The organism is Thiobacillus sp., assembly GCF_018780105.1.
In the GTDB taxonomy this organism is placed as follows: Bacteria; Pseudomonadota; Gammaproteobacteria; order Burkholderiales; family Thiobacillaceae; genus Thiobacillus.
Window position 1 is genome coordinate 1 of sequence record NZ_JADMKC010000015.1, and the last position, 18,479, is coordinate 18,479.

15 protein-coding genes are annotated in these 18,479 nt (G+C 61.5%); 9 read left to right on the forward strand and 6 right to left on the reverse strand.

The window, feature by feature from the left end; all coding sequences use genetic code 11:
* From IV098_RS09685 to queF, 5 genes are all read right to left on the reverse strand, one after another.
* Window positions 1-251, reverse strand: a 251-nt coding sequence (locus tag IV098_RS09685; RefSeq protein WP_296888556.1) for a hypothetical protein, incomplete at its 3' end; no start/stop codon positions are given.
* A gap of 5 nt (window positions 252-256) precedes the next feature.
* Entirely contained in the window at window positions 257-1,381 is a 1,125-nt protein-coding gene (locus IV098_RS09690; RefSeq protein ID WP_296888557.1) for a M12 family metallopeptidase, read from the reverse strand.
* A gap of 12 nt (window positions 1,382-1,393) precedes the next feature.
* Complete coding sequence (locus IV098_RS09695) at window positions 1,394-2,233, reverse strand: N-acetylmuramoyl-L-alanine amidase (protein WP_296888560.1); 840 nt, start codon at window positions 2,231-2,233, stop codon at window positions 1,394-1,396.
* Between the two features lie 145 nt (window positions 2,234-2,378).
* On the reverse strand, window positions 2,379-3,650 hold the full coding sequence (locus IV098_RS09700) for an FGGY-family carbohydrate kinase (protein ID WP_296888562.1): 1,272 nt from the start codon (window positions 3,648-3,650) through the stop codon (window positions 2,379-2,381).
* Between the two features lie 4 nt (window positions 3,651-3,654).
* Entirely contained in the window at window positions 3,655-4,074 is a 420-nt protein-coding gene (queF, locus tag IV098_RS09705) for a preQ(1) synthase (protein WP_296888564.1), read from the reverse strand.
* An 89-nt stretch (window positions 4,075-4,163) separates the two neighbouring features.
* Here queF and smc point away from each other — a divergent pair, with 89 nt between their 5' ends.
* The 9 genes from smc to IV098_RS09750 all read left to right on the forward strand — a co-directional run bounded on the left by smc (window position 4,164) and on the right by IV098_RS09750 (window position 17,426).
* Window positions 4,164-7,673 carry a chromosome segregation protein SMC gene (gene smc / locus IV098_RS09710; RefSeq protein ID WP_296888566.1) on the forward strand — a complete coding sequence of 1,170 codons (3,510 nt, stop codon included), beginning with the start codon at window positions 4,164-4,166 and terminating at the stop codon, window positions 7,671-7,673.
* Window positions 7,674-7,714: 41 nt separating this feature from the next.
* Window positions 7,715-7,927: a type II toxin-antitoxin system ParD family antitoxin gene (locus IV098_RS09715; RefSeq protein WP_296888568.1), complete on the forward strand. Its 213-nt coding sequence runs from the start codon at window positions 7,715-7,717 to the stop codon at window positions 7,925-7,927.
* 76 nt (window positions 7,928-8,003) lie between these two features.
* Complete coding sequence (locus IV098_RS09720; RefSeq protein WP_296888570.1) at window positions 8,004-8,264, forward strand: type II toxin-antitoxin system Phd/YefM family antitoxin; 261 nt, start codon at window positions 8,004-8,006, stop codon at window positions 8,262-8,264.
* A complete protein-coding gene (locus tag IV098_RS09725; protein ID WP_296888572.1) occupies window positions 8,261-8,647 on the forward strand; it encodes a type II toxin-antitoxin system VapC family toxin in 387 nt (128 codons plus the stop codon). The genes IV098_RS09720 and IV098_RS09725 overlap by 4 nt, the downstream gene beginning before the upstream one ends.
* Before the next feature lie 651 nt (window positions 8,648-9,298).
* Window positions 9,299-12,202: a ribonucleoside-diphosphate reductase subunit alpha gene (locus IV098_RS09730; RefSeq protein ID WP_296888574.1), complete on the forward strand. Its 2,904-nt coding sequence runs from the start codon at window positions 9,299-9,301 to the stop codon at window positions 12,200-12,202.
* A 498-nt stretch (window positions 12,203-12,700) separates the two neighbouring features.
* Window positions 12,701-13,822, forward strand: coding sequence for a ribonucleotide-diphosphate reductase subunit beta (locus IV098_RS09735; protein WP_296888577.1), 1,122 nt, complete (start codon window positions 12,701-12,703; stop codon window positions 13,820-13,822).
* Between the two features lie 95 nt (window positions 13,823-13,917).
* Window positions 13,918-14,688, forward strand: coding sequence for a hypothetical protein (locus IV098_RS09740; RefSeq protein WP_296888579.1), 771 nt, complete (start codon window positions 13,918-13,920; stop codon window positions 14,686-14,688).
* A 112-nt stretch (window positions 14,689-14,800) separates the two neighbouring features.
* The gene (locus tag IV098_RS09745) at window positions 14,801-16,081 is read left to right on the forward strand and encodes a hypothetical protein (protein WP_296888581.1); all 1,281 of its coding nucleotides are present in this window, start codon (window positions 14,801-14,803) and stop codon (window positions 16,079-16,081) included.
* A 454-nt stretch (window positions 16,082-16,535) separates the two neighbouring features.
* Window positions 16,536-17,426, forward strand: a complete 891-nt coding sequence (locus IV098_RS09750; protein WP_296888582.1) for a hypothetical protein — start codon at window positions 16,536-16,538, stop codon at window positions 17,424-17,426.
* Window positions 17,427-17,528: 102 nt separating this feature from the next.
* Here the strand turns inward: IV098_RS09750 and lepB are convergent, their stop codons facing one another.
* The gene (gene lepB, locus IV098_RS09755; protein ID WP_296888584.1) at window positions 17,529-18,197 is read right to left on the reverse strand and encodes a signal peptidase I; all 669 of its coding nucleotides are present in this window, start codon (window positions 18,195-18,197) and stop codon (window positions 17,529-17,531) included.
* Window positions 18,198-18,479: the final 282 nt, after the last annotated feature.

An 18,479-nucleotide genomic window follows, 5' to 3' on the forward strand; every position in this document is an offset into this window, starting at 1 on the left:
GACAGCCAGCCGCCGATATAGCCGCCGCCCGATACGCACGACAGGTAGTCGAATTGCCGCAGCAAGCGCAGTTCGGCCAGCGCCTGGGTAATGCCCAGATTGAAGGTGGCGCTGCGGATGCCACCACCGGAAAACGCCAGTCCCATCAGCGGCCGCTCGGGGCCGTCGTTGCGGCCGTCGGGTTCGCGGATGGCGGCGCGCTCCTGCGCATGGACGCTGTTCCAGTCGAGAGAAGTCGGTGCGTCGGCCATGGGGTTTACCAAACCATGATCGAGGTTTCGGCGGCCGCTTCCGCGTAATACAGGCGGAGGCCGATCTGATAGCGCCGGCCGTTGATCAGGCGCATGTCGATGCGTGCGTTCAAATCGGTGCCGCTGTCGTCGTTGCCGGCAATCTGCACGTTGCCGGATGAGGTGACTTCGAACAGCACCATCACGGTGTCCGAGGTGCCGAAGGTGCCGATGCGGTAGGTGCGGGTGCGCTTGGGCGCGAAGCTGAATACGCGGGTCTGGCCGGCCTTGATCGCCAGTTTTTGCGACAGCCCCACTTCCAGTTTGGGGATGACGTCCTTGGGCTTGAGGCCGGGATAGGATTCGACGATCCAGTCCTTGTCGGCCTTGGAGAGCCCGCCTTTGGGCGTCAGGCCTTTGTGATACGCCGCGGGCTCGACGATCAGTCCGGGGCCGAATGCGTATTCCATGACCGAATTGGGGTCCCAGCTTGTGCCTTTGACTTCCAAGGGGGATATCTTCCGCAGGATGTTCCATTCGATCTGCTGCAGGTCCCAGTTGTTGGGTGGGCCCTTGAAGTATTGTTTAACCGCATCGGCATCCCAGGCGATGCCGGCGTAGGGATTCTGGTGCTCGTGCTCCAGGCCGATGGCATGGCCGATTTCGTGCAGGGCGGTGTCGCGTCCGTAGGGTGTGTCGAGCGGCCAGCCGAAATTCATGGTGCGGGCCAGTGGATCGCGGATATTCAGCGTGTCGCGCCCGACGTAGGACCACGAACCGTCGTTCGCATCGAAGCCGATGCGGATGTTGGCGTCCTCCGGGCGGCTCACTTCCTTGAAGCTGATACCGATGCCGAGCTTGAACCAGGTTTCGAAGGCGGCGCCGACTGCGCGTATGTCTGCCGCATTGCCGCGCCACGCGGCAGGCACGGCATCGCCCGACTTGAAACAGTAATAGGTGAGTTGCGTGCCGTTCACCCATTTTTTGCCGTTGCCAATGATGGCACGCGCGCGCATGGCATCGACGGCGGGGTCGAATTGCCGGGGATTCTGGATGGGCTGCGAGCAATAGCGGATGGCTGCAGGGGCAGCTTTTTGGGATGAAGGCTTGGCTTTGAATGAAAGTGTGGCGGTTTTGGGTGGTTTGGCCATGGGATCTCCTGGTTAAGTGCCGACCGGCACGAGATATTTGCTGTGGCACCAGCCGACGATGTCCATCACGCCGTTGACTTCGCCCACCACGTCGATCTGCCACCACAACCCTTGCTTCAGTAGCACCTCGACTTCGGTGCCAAGTGGCAAGGGCGTGCCTGGCAGCGCGGCGAAGTCAGGGCCGGCGCCACTGCGCACAAACAGCCGGGCGGAGGTGCGGTAGCGCTCGGGGTGATCGTCGCTGCGGCCCATGAGGCGGGCGCGCACCGATTCCATCGGAAAATCCGGGCCTGGATCGACCTTGCGACCCGGGGCGATGTCGTCGTGGCCCAGCACATCGGTGAGGCCGTAGTGTTCGACCAGCGCCATCCCGCATTCCAGGGTGGCCAGGATTTGCTCGGGGGTGTAGGCGTGCCAGCCGCTGGGTGCGGCGCCGGGCGGTTGGTTCTTGTGGGGGGCGACGGTGACGTCGCGGTCGGGATAGCTTTTGCGCGTAAGTTTGGAAACCCACTTGCCGCCGCTTCTGATCAGGATGCCGGCATTGTCGAGTTCGATGCCGATGCTGTGGTGATTCAGTCCGGAAAAATGGCCCCAGCGCGACTGGCCGGCGTGCCAGGCTTCGTGGTTGAACGGCACCATCTGGGTGACCATGCCGTCGCGCGCGATCACCAGATGCGCGGAAACTTTGGATTTGGGATCGCGGAACCAGCTGATCGTCCCCGCCGCGCTGCTGCCGCCGGTGTAGTGGATGATCATGAAACGCGGCGCGATCGTCCCGCCCGCATGCGGGCTGGCAAGGTACGGCGCCGCCTGGCCATCGTCCCGCATCAGACGGTGATTGCGGACTTTCATTATGTTTTGTCCCCCCTGTGATGGGCTCACCGCGCGGCGGGACGGGACAATCGCAGTTCAGACGTCTGCCGTGCGGTGCGTGTCAATCACCATAGGGCATAGTTGCGACGATGGATATACAACTTTAGTTGTAGTCGGGAGGGCGTCAGGACGGGTTGGAGGCGAAGCACTGCAGGCCGTCACGCGCCAGCAGCGCCGCGCCATAGGCCGCTTCGGCATGGTTGGCACGGCGCACTGGCACGCCCAGCATGCGCTCGCGGATGCGCGTCCAGGCGGGGTTTTTCGCACCGCCGCCGGCGGTTTCGACGCGGACGAGCCGGTTTGCGCCGAGCTCGGCCAGCAGGCTGTAGCCGCGTGCCTCGATGCGACCGAGGCTTTCCAGCAGGCCGTGGAGGAATGCGGCATCGTCGGCCGGGCGCGGGGATAAACGCGGCGAAAGCTGGGGGTCGTTGACTGGGAAGCGCTCGCCGGGCCGCGGCAGCGGCAGGTAGTCGAGCGGGCTGGCGACCCGCGGGTCGATCTGTTCGGAGAGCGCGGCCAGGCTGCGGTCGTCGAAAAACTGCCGCAGCACCGCGCCGCCGGCGTTGGAGGCGCCGCCCGCCAGCCAGCGGTTGCCGAACCAGTGCGAATAGACGCCGTGTTCGACCGATTCCACGCGGGTGTCCGACAGCAGTTTCAGCACCAGCGTGCTGCCGAGCGAGGTCACGGCGTCGCCGCTTTGCTTCACCTCGGCGGCGAGGAAGGCGGCGATGGAATCGGTGGTGCCGGCGTGCACCATGCAGCCTGGGTTGACGCCGAGGTAGCGCGCGCGCGGCCGCGATACGGTGCCAAGCCGCGCGCCGGGTGCGATGGGCACCGGCAGGTAATCGACGTCGGCCAGATATTCCACCCAGGCCGGCCATTTCAGCTCGTCGAGATCGAGCCCCATTTTCAGGGCATTGTGATAATCGGTCATGCCGACGCGGCCGGTCAGCAGGCCGGACAGCCAGTCGGCCTGATTCACATACAGCCGCGCGCCGGTCAGCCCGAGCCGCTTTTTCAGCCACAGCACCTTGGACAGCCCCGAGGTGACGGCGGCAGCCGGGTGGCCTGCGGTGGCGGTGCGGGCAATCAGCGCGGCTTCCTCCACCGCGCGGTCGTCGTTGTACAGCAGGGGCGGCGCGCGCGGGTCGAGCGCTTCGTCGCAGGCGATCACCGTGCCCGAGGTGCCGTCAAGCGCGATATCCGACAACTGGGTGCGGATCGCGGGCGGCAGCGAGGCGACCAGATCCCACAGCGCCTCGCGCCAGATGCCGGCGCGTTCGTATTCTTCCAGGGTGCCGAAGTCGCGGCTGTCTTCGGCAATGACCGTGCCTTCGGCGTCGATCACGCAGCTGCGCGCGCCCGACGTTCCGAAGTCAATTCCAATAAAATACAATGGATTAACCGCGTGTATTCGAGTTATGGTCGAACTGCGTAAGCTCGACGCGCGGCGCCGGCTGCCAGCCTTTCTTGCGGTGTTCGGCCACCACGTTGGTGAAGATGCCGCCGCGCACATAGAACTTGGCGGTCAGCCGCATGAAACGCGGCTTGGTCGCTTTCACCAGATCGTCGAGCACACGGTTGGTGACGTCTTCGTGAAAATGGCCTTCCTCGCGGAAGCTCCACATGTAGAGTTTCAGGCTTTTGAGCTCAACGCAGGTTTTGTCGGGGATGTAGTCGAGAATCAGTGTAGCGAAATCCGGCTGCCCGGTCTTGGGGCAAAGACACGTAAATTCAGGGACTTCCATGTGAATGTGAAAATCACGCTCAGGTTTCGGGTTGGGAAAGGTTTCCAGGGATTTCACGGGTGTGGAGGGCATAAAAGGGCTCGGTGTAGAATGGCTGTCATAAAACACGCCCAGCAAAGGGCGTTTACAAACCCCATTATAAAACCCAAGGTTCCACTGTCTTGCGTTTAACCCACATCAAACTGGCTGGTTTCAAGAGTTTCGTCGATCCCACCGTGATTCCTGTGCCCGCCCAGCTCACCGGCGTGGTGGGGCCAAACGGCTGCGGCAAGTCGAACGTGATCGACGCGGTGCGCTGGGTGCTCGGCGAATCGTCGGCCAAGAACCTGCGCGGCGGCTCGATGCAGGACGTGATCTTCAACGGCTCGGCGACGCGCAAGCCGGCCTCGCGCGCCTCGGTCGAGCTGGCGTTCAACAACGAGCTCGGGCGCGCCGCCGGCCAGTGGTCGCAATACGCCGAGATCGCGGTCAAGCGTGTGCTCGACCGCAGCGGCGACTCCACCTTTTATATCAACAACCTGCGGGTGCGCCGCCGCGACGTGGCGGACCTGTTCCTCGGCACCGGCGTCGGCGCGCGCGCCTACGCCATCATCGAGCAGGGGATGATTTCGCGGCTGATCGAAGCCAAGCCCGAAGAACTGCGCGGCTACCTCGAAGAAGCTGCAGGTGTATCCAAATACAAGGAGCGCCGCAAGGAAACCGAAGCGCGGCTGAAGGATGCGCGCGACAACATGAATCGCGTCGAGGACATCCAGCGCGAACTCCGGACCCAGGTCGAAAAACTCACCGCGCAGGCCGAAGTCGCCCAGCATTACAAACAGCTGCAGGCCGACCTGACGTATTCGCAGCACCGCCTGTGGTTCGCCCGCAAGCACGACGCCGCCCAGCAGCGCGCCCGCATCGACAAAGACCTGAGCGCGGCGGAGACCAAGCTCGAAGCCGAAACCGCGCGCCTGCGCCACATCGAATCGCTGCTGGAAACCGCACGCCAGACCCAGTTTGCCGGGCAGGACAGCCTCAACACCCAGCAGGCCGCGTACTACCAGGCGCAGGCCGAGGTCGCGCGCATCGAGCAAAGCATGGCGCACCAGAACGCCACCCGCGAACGCCTGGTGCGCCAGGTCCAGGAAGGCAGCGCCCGGCTCGAAGCGCAGCAGGCGCGCCGCACCGCCACCGCCGACGCGCTGCAGGACGTCACCGCGCAGCAGCCCGATCTGGAAGCCGCGCATGCCGAAGCCGAAGCCGCCGCCCGCCAGGCTACCGACAGCACCCTGCCGCAAAAGGAGGCCGCCCTGCGCGAGGCGCAGCAGGCGGTCGGCGAAGCGCAGCGCGCCGTGTCGCAATCCGAACAGGCGCGCCAGGTCGACGAAAACAGCCTCGGCCATACCAAGCGCCAGCTCGACCAGCTGGACATCCGCAAGCAGCGGCTGACCCAGGAACAGGCGCAGCTGCCGCGTGCCGATGCCGCCGGACTGGCCACCAAACAGGTCGAACTCGACGCCCTGGCCGAGACCCTGGCCGACGCGCAGGAACGCCTCAAGGCCGCCGAAGCCGCGTTGCCCGAACTCGACGCCGCGCGTGCGCGCCATACCCGCGAGCTGGAAGCGGCGCGCAAGGCGCTGCACCAGACCGAAGCCGAACTCGCCGCCCTCAACAAACTGCAGGAAAGCCTGAAGGCCGACGAAAAACTCGGCGCCTGGCTGCGCAGCCGCGACCTCGACCGCGCCCCGCGCCTGTGGGAAGGCCTGCGCGTGACGCCCGGCTGGGAAGCCGCGGTCGAAGCCGTATTGCGCGAACGCCTGCAGGCCGTGGCCGCCGACAGCCAGCCCGACTGGTTCAGCGATGCGCCGCCGGCGCGGCTGACGGTATGGTCGGCACGCATGGCCGCGGAGCAGGGCGCCGTCGTCATCGCCCCCGCGCTGCTGGCCAGCAAGGTCGACTGCGACGATGCCGCCGCCCGCGCCGCGCTGGCCGACTGGCTGGCCGGCGTCTACTGGGCCGACGACGCCGACGCCGCGCGCGCACGCAGCGCCAGCCTGCAGGCCGGCGAATATGTCGTCACCCCGCAGGGCCACCTGTTTACCCGCCACAGCCTCACCTTCCACGGCCCGCACACCGCGGTCGAAGGCATCCTGGCGCGCGGCCGCGAACTCGAACGCCTGACCGAAGACGCGGAGCGCCTGTACGGCGCGGTCGCCGAACTCGACGCCGCCAGCGCCCAGGTGCAGGAAAGCTACGCCGAGCGCCAGCGCGAAGTGCAGGCTTTGCGCGCGCAAACCGCCCAGACCCAGAGCCGCCACCACACCGCGCAAATGGAACTGCTGCGCCTGCAGCAGGCGCTCGAGCGGGTGCAGAGCCGGGCCGCGCAGATCGGCCAGGAACTCGACGAAGTCAGCCGCCAGCAGGACGCCGAACGCGCCACGCTGGAGCTGCTCGACACCCGCCTCAAGGACTACCGCGCGCAGGGCGAAGCCGCGCGCGACGCGCTTAACGCCGCACGGCTAAAGCGCGACCAGGCCGACCGCGCCGTCTACGAGGCGCGCGAATTGCAGCGTGCCGCCGAACGCCGCCACCAGGAAGCCGGTTTCGCGCTCACCACCTGCAGCAGCAAGATCGCCGAACTCAGCGCCACGCTCGCCCGCATCGAAGGCGAAATCGCCGCCGACGAAGCCAGCCTTGCGCACACCCGCGACGAACTGGCCCGCATGCCGGCCGACGCCCTCGACCTCGAACTGCAGGACGCGCTGACCACGCGCAGCGCGCGCGAAGCCGAACTCGCCGCCGCGCGCGACGCGCTCGAAGGCCTCACCGCCCAGCTGCGCAGCCACGACGAAGCGCGCCTCGGCTGCGAACAGGGGCTCGACCCGCTGCGCCGCAGCATCGAACAGCTCAAGCTGAAAGATCAGGAGGCCATGCTGATGCAGTCGCAGTTCGAACTGCAGCTGCGCGAAGCCGCCGCCGACGAAGCCCAGCTCGAACAAACCCTGGCCGACAGCCCCAGGCCGGCGCAACTGCAGGCCGACATTGCACGGCTGCAGAACGAAGTTGCGGCACTCGGCGCGGTCAACCTCGCCGCGCTGGACGAACTGACCCAGGCGCAGGAGCGCGCCGACTACCTGGCCGCGCAGTGCGCCGACCTGCTCGAAGCCGTCACCACGCTGGAAGACGCGATCCACCGCATCGACCAGGAATCGCGCGCCAAGCTCAAGGAAACCTTCGACACCGTCAACCGCCACATGGGCGAACTGTTCCCGCAGCTGTTCGGCGGCGGGCAGGCGCGCCTCATCCTCACCGGCGACGAACTGCTCGATTCCGGCGTGCAGGTGTTCGCCCAGCCGCCCGGCAAGAAGAACGCATCGATCCAGATGCTGTCCGGCGGCGAAAAGACCCTCACCGCGCTGTCGCTGGTGTTCGCCATGTTCAAGCTCAACCCCGCGCCGTTCTGCCTGCTCGACGAAGTCGACGCCCCGCTCGACGACGCCAACACCGACCGCTACTGCAACCTGGTGCGGGCCATGTCCGAGCACACCCAGTTCCTCTTCATCACCCACAACCGCGTCACCATGGAACTGGCGCAGCACCTGGCCGGCGTCACCATGCAGGAGCCGGGCGTCTCGCGGATTGTTGCGGTGGACGTCGAGCAGGCGGTGGGGATGGTCGAGGCGGCCTGAGCGCGTCTTGCTGAACTGCCTGTCATCCAGCCATGAGTTCGATGAATCATTCCATGCCCGAGACATCCTTAGCCTGCGTTGATGAACAGGCTTTGCAGCGCGGTTGTGGCAGCAACAGCGAATACGAGCGCGAATTGATCCGCGATCAGGCGCGCCAGCATTTGCGCGGTCTGTTGCTTGAAGGCGCAGCCTCTGCGCCGGCTGGACCTGCAGACCAATCGTATTTTGAGGGTCTGCGTCGACGTGCAGCATGAGTCTCGTGCTCTGTTGGATTTCCCTGTCCGGGGTTTTTAAACTAGACTAATTAAACTTGGTTTAACCGGAGCCGTCATGCAAACCGTCAATATTCACGAAGCCAAAACCCAGTTGTCGAAGCTGATCGAGCAGGCGGTTCAAGGCGATGCCTTCATCATTGCCAAGGCCGGCAAACCGCTGGTCAAAGTCACGCGCCTGGACGCGCCGACTGCGCAACAAGCCAAAAGACTGGGCTTTATGGCGGGGCAGATTGCCGTACCCGACGACTTCGACCGCATGGGCAGCGAAGCCATCGAACAGCTTTTCGGCCTGGACAGCGGCAGCGAATCCGCATGAAGCTGCTGCTCGATACGCATCTGCTGCTGTGGGCAGCGGGTTCGCCCGAGCGCCTGCCGCTGGCCGCGCGTCCGTTGCTGGAAGCCCCGGAAAACCAGCTCCTGTTCAGTGCCGCCAGCCTGTGGGAAATCGCAATCAAACGCGGCCTCGGGCGTGCCGATTTCCAGGTTGATCCGCGCGTGCTGCGGCGTGGTTTGCTGGACAACGGCTATGTCGAATTGCCGATCACCAGCGAACACACGGTTTCCATCGATAGCCTGCCGCCCCTCCACAAAGACCCGTTCGACCGCATTCTGGTGGCGCAGGCGACGGTCGAAGGCATCATCCTGCTCACGGCGGATGCGCTGATCGCGCAGTACCCCGGTCCGATCCAGGTGTTTTGATTCAACCTAGAAACCGCAGTTGGACGCGCCTGAGGGTGCGTCTGATCGGGTGTCTGCCGCGAAGCAACGACGCTGCGGGCCGGGGCCCGCAAGGAGGCGCGACAAAGGCAGGCGCACGAGCAGGCGTGCCAGCGGGCGCGTAGCGAATTCACCCAATGGGCGAGTGGCATCGAAGGCGCTCAATCCTGCATGAATGCGGTAATTGCAAGGGTGATGAGCGGTCAACTGCGGTTTTTAGGTTCAACCGCTTAAACATTGAGCACCCGCGGCGCGCGTCCGCTGCGCCGGCTCCCCGTCCGTCGGCCCGCATCCCGCGTCTTTACTGGCATAGCCTGCGTTTATCCCTGCCAGCGCGGATTTCCACTTTTTTTGCTCAAATTTCAGGCAGCCGGCCTGTCAAAACCTTGATTTGTCATGCGTTTTTTTGACGCACCTTTTTGCTGCACAAATTTGCATAAAAGTCGGTTGACAAGGCCGGGTCAGACACTAGAATTTGTATTCGCTTTCCCGCCACACCACTATATGTTGTGAATAAGCCTGTGTGCGGGGGCTGGGCAATCTGTGGATAAGTACGCTGAACCCGCGTCATTGTCCTATCTGCCAAGCAGGATTGCCCGTCCAATGTCGTTGCGCCAACCCAAGGAGAGTTAGATGTTGTCTGTCGCCACCGAGTCCACCCCGATCCCCCCCATTCCGCCGCTGGAAGTCAGCGAGGGAACCGTCATCGACACCCGTTACGTCGACTACAAGATCATCCGCCGCAACGGCGCGGTGGTCGGTTTTGCACCGAACAAGATTGCGGTGGCCGTGACCAAGGCGTTCATCGCGGTGCAGGGCGGGCAGGCGGCGGCATCGGCGCGGATTCGCGAGCTGGTCGAGACCATCACCGGTCAGGTGACGGCCGCGCTGCTGCGTCGCGCGCCCAACGGCGGCACTTTCCACATCGAAGACATCCAGGACCAGGTCGAACTGGCGCTGATGCGTTCGGGCGAGCACGAAGTGGCGCGCTCGTACGTGCTCTACCGCGAAAAGCGCACCCAGGAACGCGCCGCGCAAAAAGCCGCCGGCGTGCCCGAAATCACCCTGCACGTAGTCGAAGACGGCGTCAAAAAGCCGCTCGACACCGCGCGCCTCAACACCCTGCTGGCCGACGCCTGCACCGGGCTGGGCGACAACGTCAAGGCCGAGCCCATCATGCACACCGTGCTGCGCGACCTCTACGACGGCGTGCCGATGGCCGAAGTCGAAAAGGCGCTGGTGCTGGCCGCGCGCTCGATGATCGAACAGGATCCCGCGTACTCCTTCGTCACCGCGCGCCTGCTGCTCAATTCCATCCGCCACGAAGTGCTGGGCGAAGCCGTGCTGCAGGCCGACATGGCCACCCGCTACGCCGACTATTTCCCCGCCTACATCAAGAAGGGCATCGCCGCCGAACTGCTCGACGAGAAGCTCGCCCAGTTCGATCTGGCGCGTCTGGCCAAAGTGCTCGATTCCAGCCGCGACTACCAGTTCGGCTACCTCGGCCTGCAAACCCTGTACGACCGCTATTTCCTGCACATCGAAGAGTCGCGCATCGAACTGCCGCAGGCCTTCTTCATGCGCGTGGCGATGGGCCTGGCGATCAACGAAGTCGACCGCGAATCGCGCGCCATCGAGTTCTACCAGGTGCTGTCCTCGTTCGACTTCATGTCGTCGACGCCGACCCTGTTCAACGCCGGCACCCGTCACAGCCAGCTGTCGTCGTGCTACCTCACCACCGTCACCGACGACCTCGACGGCATCTACCAGGCCATCAAGGAAAACGCCATGCTGCAGAAGTTTGCCGGCGGCCTCGGCAACGACTGGACCCCGGTGCGCGCCATGGGCGCCCGCATCAAGGGCACCAACGGCAAATCGCAGGGCGTGGTGCCCTTCCTCAAGGTGGTCAACGACACCGCCGTCGCGGTCAACCAGGGCGGCAAGCGCAAGGGCGCGGTGTGCGCCTACCTGGAAACCTGGCACCTCGACATGGAAGAGTTCCTCGAGCTGCGCAAGAACACCGGCGACGACCGCCGCCGCACCCACGACATGAACACCGCCAACTGGATCCCCGACCTGTTCATGCAGCGCGTGATGGAAGGCGGCGACTGGACCCTGTTCTCGCCCAACGACACCCCCGACCTGCACGACCTCTACGGCCGCGCCTTCGCCGAGGCCTACACCGAATACGAGCGCAAGGCCGACCGCGGCGAGATCAAGGTATTCAAGCGCATTCCCGCCAACCAGATGTGGCGCAAGATGCTGTCGATGCTGTTCGAAACCGGCCATCCCTGGATCACCTTCAAGGACCCGTGCAACATCCGCAGCCCGCAGCAGCACGTCGGCGTCGTCCACAGCTCCAACCTGTGCACCGAGATCACGCTGAATACGTCCGACACCGAAATCGCCGTGTGCAACCTCGGCTCGGTCAACCTGATCAATCACCTGAAAGACGGGCAACTGGATCTGGCCAAGCTCAAGACCACCATCCACACCGCGATGCGCATGCTCGACAACGTGGTGGACGTCAACTACTACGCCGTCGGCAAGGCCCGCAACTCCAACCTCAAGCACCGTCCGGTCGGCCTCGGCATCATGGGCTTCCAGGACGCGCTGCAGGAACTGCGCCTCACCTACGCCTCCGACGCCGCCGTCGAATTCGCCGACCGCTCGATGGAAGCCGTCTCCTACTACGCGATCCTGGCGTCGACCGAACTGGCGCAGGAACGCGGCCGTTATTCCAGCTACGAAGGCAGCCTGTGGAGCAAAGGCATCCTGCCCAAGGATTCGCTGAAACTGCTGGCCGCCGAGCGCGGCGGCTATCTCGAAGTGGACGACAGCAGCAGCCTCGACTGGGACAGCCTGCGTGCGCGCATCGGCCAGTACGGCATGCGCAACTCCAACTGCATGGCGATCGCGCCGACCGCGACCATCGCCAACATCGTCGGCGTGTCCGCCTCGATCGAGCCGACGTATCAGAACATCTACGTCAAATCCAACCTGTCGGGCGAATTCACCGTCGCCAACAAATACCTGGTGGCCGACCTCAAGAAACTCGGCTTGTGGGATGAAGTCATGGTTGCGGACATCAAGTACTTCGACGGCAGCCTCGCCAAGATCGACCGCATCCCGGCCGACATCCGCGCGCTGTACGCCACCGCGTTCGAAATGGAAACCAAGTGGCTGGTCGAGTGCGCCTCGCGTCGCCAGAAATGGATCGACCAGGGCCAGAGCCTCAACATCTACATGGCCGGCGCCTCGGGCAAAAAGCTCGACGAAACCTACAAGCTGGCGTGGATACGCGGCCTGAAAACCACCTACTACCTGCGCACCATGGGCGCCACCTCGGCCGAGAAATCCACCGGCAAGGGCGGCGAGCTCAACGCCGTGTCGGCGAGCGGCGGGGCAGGGGCCATGAGCACCAGCGGCGTTGGCACCGGTGGGCCGGCGCATCTGCCCGAGCCGGAGGTGATGGGCAAGGCCTGCACCATGCGGCCGGGGGATGTGGGGTTTGAGGAATGCGAGGCGTGCCAGTAACAACGAAACTCCCTCTCCCTTGAGGGGAGAGGGTTGGGGTGAGGGTGAAAACCTCCGCCAATTGATGACCCGCGATGAGCGAGCGTTAGTTGGCCGGGGGTAGCCCGGCAGCTAGTCACTTTCTTTTGCTTCGCCAAAAGAAAGTAACCAAAGAAAAGGCGACCCCGCTGCGCCACCCCTTCGGGGCGGGCCTCGACTGAATCAAGCCATCGGGGCGGCTGCGCAACTCGCCCTGGCAGGACACACAAAACGTGTCCTGCTGCGGAGCTCAAACAGTGCTCGCCTTCATCCCCGCTGACTCGATCCAGTCGAGGTGGCGCAGAAGGGCAAACAACTCCCCTCCCCCTTGAGGGGGGAGGGGTTGGGGGAGAGGGTGAAGCGCCCCGCGAATGTTGATGTCGGAAATACAGAACGTAGGTTGGGCTGCCAAGCCCAACACCAGATTAAAAGAAGTGTGGGCCCAGCCCACTTGGGTTAAACCAAAGGAGATAAACAACGATGCTGAACTTTGAAGAAGACTTCACCCCCGCCGTCGCCCCCCGCATGGCCGCTGCTGCGCCCATGCCTGTTGCCGATATCGCCGATGAACCCGCATCGACCGCCCAGCGCGTGCGGGCATCCGACAAGCGCATCATCAACGGCGCGACGGACGTGAACCAACTCGTCCCCTTCAAATACAAATGGGCGTGGGAAAAATACCTCGCCGGCTGCGCCAACCACTGGATGCCGCAGGAAGTGAACATGAGCCGCGACATCGCGCAGTGGAAAGACCCCACCGCGCTCACCGAAGACGAGCGCCGCCTCGTCAAGCGCAACCTCGGCTTCTTCGTCACCGCCGATTCGCTCGCCGCCAACAACATCGTGCTCGGCACCTACCGCCACATCACCGCGCCCGAGTGCCGCCAGTACCTGCTGCGCCAGGCGTTCGAAGAGGCCATCCACACCCACGCCTACCAGTACATCGTCGAATCGCTGGGCCTCGACGAAGGCGAAATCTTCAACGCCTATCACGAAGTCGCCAGCATCCGCGACAAGGATGAATTCCTCATCCCCTTCATCGACACGCTCACCAACCCCGAATTCAAGACCGGCACCCCGGAGGCCGACCAGGCCCTGCTCAAGTCGCTGATCGTCTTCGCCTGCATCATGGAAGGCATCTTCTTCTACGTCGGCTTCGTGCAGATCCTCGCCCTGGGCCGCCAGAACAAGATGACCGGCGCCGCCGAGCAGTACCAGTACATCCTGCGCGACGAGTCCATGCACTGCAACTTCGGCATCGACCTCATCAACACCATCAAGCTCGAAAACCCCCACCTGTGGACCAGTGAGTTCAAGGCCGAAATCCGCACCCTGATCCAGAAGGGCGTCGAGCTCGAATACCGCTACGCCGAAGACACCATGCCGCGCGGCGTGCTGGGCCTCAACTCCGCCCAGTTCAAGGAATACCTGCGCTTCATCGCCAACCGCCGCTGCCAGCAGATCGGCCTCGACGAAATGTTCCCCGGCGTCACCAACCCCTTCCCCTGGATGGCCGAGATGATCGACCTGAAGAAGGAGAAGAACTTCTTCGAGACGCGCGTCACCGAGTATCAGACGGGCGGGGCGTTGAGCTGGGATTGAGGCGGTCAAAAAAGCGCAGATATTGCGCTTTTTTTTATGGTCATTTGGCACTCGGTGTTCTTGAGTGCTAAATAACAGGGGGTTTAAAACAGAAGATGAATAAAGAATATTCAAGAATATTGCGTTTTGATTTCCCCACCATACCCATATTGGGAAGTGTTCTACTGATCCTGATTTTCTTTAATGATCGCTCTTTGGTTTGGTTTATTTTTGATACAGAGGGACGGCCGATTGTCTCGGTCATTGCAGCTACTGTAGGTTTTCTCGGTGCAGCTGGAATTACCGTATCCCAATTAATTTCATTTTCATTTTTTGATCGATTTTATGGAATCAAAAACTGGCTACTGAAATCAAGGCATAACAGCTACGGTGATACCGCAAACGATTGGTTTAGGAGTCTGTGTGAGGAGCTTGTGCCTCGAGTTCGAACCGTGCCTCGTGGGGATAATCACTGTTTGCTAGAAAGAAAGCGTTTGAGGGACCTAAGTCCGGGGCAAATGCAAGCAACCATCCACGCATTAGAGGTTAATTGCCGCGAGAAACACCCTGAGATTTCGACGCAAATCGAGTACTTCTATTCGATGTATACGATTTTCTCAATGCTGGGTTTATTAGCAATTTCGCTTCCATTTTTGGTCACAGTGAATTTAATTCTCAACAAGTTCGGCTTTGCTGAATTTGTAGATTTGTCAATTAGTGGAAAAATTTTCGTGTTTGATTTGTTGGTGGCGGTTATGTGCTGGTTAGCAGCATTACATGCAAGGCGATTTAAGGAGCATTTGCGAATGAAGCTGCTGAATTCGATGCGGGTGCATGTTGTTACATTGCTATCTTCATGGTTTCAAGTTGATCTGCCCAATAAGTAAAAGAACATCGGAACATCGGGGTCAGGTCTTACCTATTGTGGCAAAAGGCAAGACTTGACCTCGCCACTGGACCCCACCGCTGCAAAAATTCTGTGTCTCTGAGGATGGACGAATGAGCCAATTGGTTGAACGGATAAGTGGTCATCAAATTTTTGCTGAGTTGACAGAATTCGCAAATGCACTGGAACTTGCTAAGGAGGCATCCTCGCAAGAGCAGGCCCCACTCGACAACTGGGATCGTGCGAACGCAGTAGCTGCATATGTTCGCCGGACACTGGATCAGGTCGATCCCCTTCTTGTGGTTCCCGGCAATCTTGCAAACATGGCGACGTATCTTTTACAGGCCAGGAGCGAGATCAACAGTTTCGTCTCAAACAAAAACATAGGTCATTGGAACAATGCCCAAACGTATCTCGATAATTGCCTTGCGCAGTTAGCCGCGTTCCCCCGCCAAACTGCGGAGGGAATCGACGACTTGAGGGACGTCGCATCAACATTCCGGACGGTAATTTCCGGCTGGCTGGATGCCATCAAGAAAGACAGCGAAGGCATATCGCAGATGTTAGGAGCGCTGCAAACACGGATTGCAGAGGCCATCGCCGAAATCAACACGCAGAAGCAAAGGCTGGATACTGCAATCTCCACCCACCAGCAGCAATTCTCGGATGCGCAACAGGCCCGGCAAACCGAGTTCGCATCAGCTGAACAAGCCAGGACGGTCGCCGCTGCGAAAAGCGAGGAAACACGACAGACGGAATTCGAGGAAGCCGAAGGAGAACGCGCAGAAGCAGAAAAGCAGGCAGCCGCTGAGGCTGCCAAAATCCACAGTGAAATTGCCTCTCAATTAAGGACAGATGGCAACACCGTCATCACTGAGTTGAAGGGGCAGAAAGCACATGCGGAAAAGCTCATCGGCATCATCACCGACACAGGGATGGCATACGGATATCAAAAGACGGCGAACGAGGAACGTTCCCGCGCCGCGCTATGGAAATTCGTTGCCGCCGGATCCATGGTGGTGTGGATAGTTATCGGGGTAATCTTTTTCTATTTCACGTATGACAAAGATCTGACCTGGCCCACAGTTATCCGCCAGATGTTGATCTCAACGCCCTTCATCCTATTGGCTGGCTTTGCCGCACTACAGGTATCTCGCCACCAGAAGAACGAGCGTGGACTGCGGCAATCCGAGTTGGAACTGGCCTCGATCGATCCTTTTTTGGCCACGCTAACTGATGACGAACGTAACACTGTGAAGCGCGAATTCGCTACCCGCCATTTCGGCCATCGCGAGGCCGACACGGAACACGACGCAGCCGATCCAAAAATAGCTGAAAATCTACTTGCGATGGCTAAGGCGCTGCAAGAAATCCAGCAGGCGATCAGGAGATAGGAATCAAAACGATAAGGGGCCAGGCTCGCAATAAGAATTGCACGAAAGGGGCCAAGGTCGAATTGTTTTTCGCTCGGCAGCGCTGCTAGAAACTTTCATCCAGGCACCTTTGCTCACGCGACCATAACAGATGCCGTTTTCTGGGCGGCCGCAATCTGGTTGCGTCCGCAGCGTTTGGCTTCATATAGCAAATGAATGGGGTCAGACACGATTAATCTCTGGCACGGTGATAAATGGAGTCTGACCCCATTTGCCCGCAACCCCATTTACCTGCATTTACCATCTGACCCCAGTTGCCACCGCGCAGTCGCAGCAAGTATGTTTGTTCTATTGCGCTGCGGCAGCGCATGATTACAGTTTCTCGTCTCAACCACATAACAAATCGCGGCAGTCGGGGCGACACACCAGTGGTGTTGCGGAGAAATCTTATCGTCAATAACCGAGGAGGATGACCATGATGACCCGTACCGCTGCACTTCTTGCATGTCTGGCATCGCTGGCGCCGACGGCCGCGAGCGCTGTTGTAATCACCTACACCGACGAGTCGGCGTATCTCGCCGAGCTCGGCACGCTGGGCCTTGAACACTGGTCCGAGAATTTCGAAGGGGCGGCGTGGGACGGCGTGCGCACCACCGTCGACTTCACGGGCCATCGCGATTATCAAGTCGCCGCAGCCGTGACCAACCAGGGCATTACCTGGCAGGGGCCGAGCTATATGTCGCCGCTTTCCACTTCGGCGCGATTTCACCTGTTGCCGGGCGAGGACAGCGCGGCTTGGGAGGCGAACAAGTGGGGTCTGGTCGCCGTTACGCGGCGCTCGGAAGTCGATGCGTTCAAGGGCACCTCGGCCGGCACGCTTTATGGCATCGGCGGCTGGTTCGACACATTGTCGGGATACAAATACGACGAGGACAGCGCAAGCTATATTCCGGCGGGCCACATGTTCGTGAGATTGAACGGCAGTCTGGCGGCGAACGATTTCGGCGCAGGGGGCGACACCGATCCCAACAAGTTGATCAATGCGATTACCTACGATACGCCGCCGCGGTTTTTCGGCATCATCGACACGGACGGCTTCAACTCGTTCAACTTCTTTTCCGATCAGCTAACGGTGACGGAAACCGGCGGCTTTCCGGGCGAGTCCTCGGAGCCCGGGTTCTATGCGCCGATTGTCTATGCCGACAATTTCACGTTCGCCGCAGTACAAGCCATCCCCGAGCCCAGCGTCTGGACATCGATGGCGGCGGGCTTGGTGCTTCTGCTGGGTATGCGACGCAACCGACGCACTAAACTGCCCACCCATGGCGCGGACACGGGGTCAGATACCGTCTTGAAGTGCAATTAAAGGGGCCAGGGTCGAATTTGTTTTGTGAAGCGACACGAAACGACAGGATCAGGTCTTGCCTTTTGCCCTGCCCCGAATGGTTTGGCCCTCTCCACTGCGCGGCTACTGAATCCGCTCTCCGATGCGCTCGATGCGGGGAAGCCAATTCCCTTTGATATTTGCGGACACGAGGATGTGATGTGCGCGGCCGATAAGGTGGTCGCGCGGCACGAATCCGATATAGCGCGAGTCAGCGCTGTTGTCCCGGTTGTCACCCAGGAAGAAATAATGATCCGGCGGAACGGTGACCGGGCCGAAATCACGCATTGCCACGGCATGCGGCAGGAACTGAACGGTGCGTTGTTGTTCCGCAATTTGTTCGGTCACGCGAATGCCCGGCGTCGTCGCATCGTGCGCTGTCGGCTCTGCAACGACTTCGGGGAGGGTGTATTGGGCGGGCGAGCCGTTGATGAAAAGAACGTCGCGCTGCATTTCGATGACATCCCCGGGCACGCCGACGAGCCGCTTGATCAAGCGCATGCCGTCCTTGGGCGAGGTGAACACGACGACGTCTCCGTGTTTAGGATTGGCGATATGCGCGACGGAGATATCGCTGAGCGGCAGCTTGAAGTCGTAAGCCAGCCTGTTGACGAGGACGACATCGCCCTCCAGCAGTGTGGGCCGCATGGACCCGCTTGGAATGGGGTTCCAGTCGGCGATGGCCAGACGGAAAAAACCGAAGCAGAGCAAAAAAGCCAGAAAGGCGCGGTTACTTTTCAGCCAGCGGGACATGGAATCTCCTTGATGAACAAGAGGGCCATATTGGCGTATGCGTAGAGGGGCGACTCGCGGGATAGGTTCCTTAACATCCAATCGGAATAAAAGGGGCCAGGCCAAGGGTCGAATTGATTTTCGCACCACAATAATTAAAGGTCGTGAGCTCCGGGGCAGGTCTTGCGTAAATCAAAGGGGCCATTGTTACTTGCTGCCGCCCTGGCAGGGACACGGGGACACGCGCAGGGACAGGGACACGGGGTCTTGCCTATTGCCGCAAAAGGCAAGACTTGATCCCGC

Bases quoted from the DNA above. Each gene is read 5' to 3' on its own strand.
- IV098_RS09690 (WP_296888557.1), bottom strand. From the start codon at position 1,381: ATGGCCAAACCACCCAAAACCGCCACACTTTCATTCAAAGCCAAGCCT.
- IV098_RS09695 (WP_296888560.1), bottom strand. From the start codon at position 2,233: ATGAAAGTCCGCAATCACCGTCTGATGCGGGACGATGGCCAGGCGGCG.
- queF (WP_296888564.1), bottom strand. From the start codon at position 4,074: ATGCCCTCCACACCCGTGAAATCCCTGGAAACCTTTCCCAACCCGAAA.
- IV098_RS09715 (WP_296888568.1), top strand. From the start codon at position 7,715: ATGAATCATTCCATGCCCGAGACATCCTTAGCCTGCGTTGATGAACAG.
- IV098_RS09720 (WP_296888570.1), top strand. From the start codon at position 8,004: ATGCAAACCGTCAATATTCACGAAGCCAAAACCCAGTTGTCGAAGCTG.
- IV098_RS09725 (WP_296888572.1), top strand. From the start codon at position 8,261: ATGAAGCTGCTGCTCGATACGCATCTGCTGCTGTGGGCAGCGGGTTCG.
- IV098_RS09730 (WP_296888574.1), top strand. From the start codon at position 9,299: ATGTTGTCTGTCGCCACCGAGTCCACCCCGATCCCCCCCATTCCGCCG.
- IV098_RS09735 (WP_296888577.1), top strand. From the start codon at position 12,701: ATGCTGAACTTTGAAGAAGACTTCACCCCCGCCGTCGCCCCCCGCATG.
- IV098_RS09740 (WP_296888579.1), top strand. From the start codon at position 13,918: ATGAATAAAGAATATTCAAGAATATTGCGTTTTGATTTCCCCACCATA.
- IV098_RS09745 (WP_296888581.1), top strand. From the start codon at position 14,801: ATGAGCCAATTGGTTGAACGGATAAGTGGTCATCAAATTTTTGCTGAG.
- IV098_RS09750 (WP_296888582.1), top strand. From the start codon at position 16,536: ATGATGACCCGTACCGCTGCACTTCTTGCATGTCTGGCATCGCTGGCG.
- lepB (WP_296888584.1), bottom strand. From the start codon at position 18,197: ATGTCCCGCTGGCTGAAAAGTAACCGCGCCTTTCTGGCTTTTTTGCTC.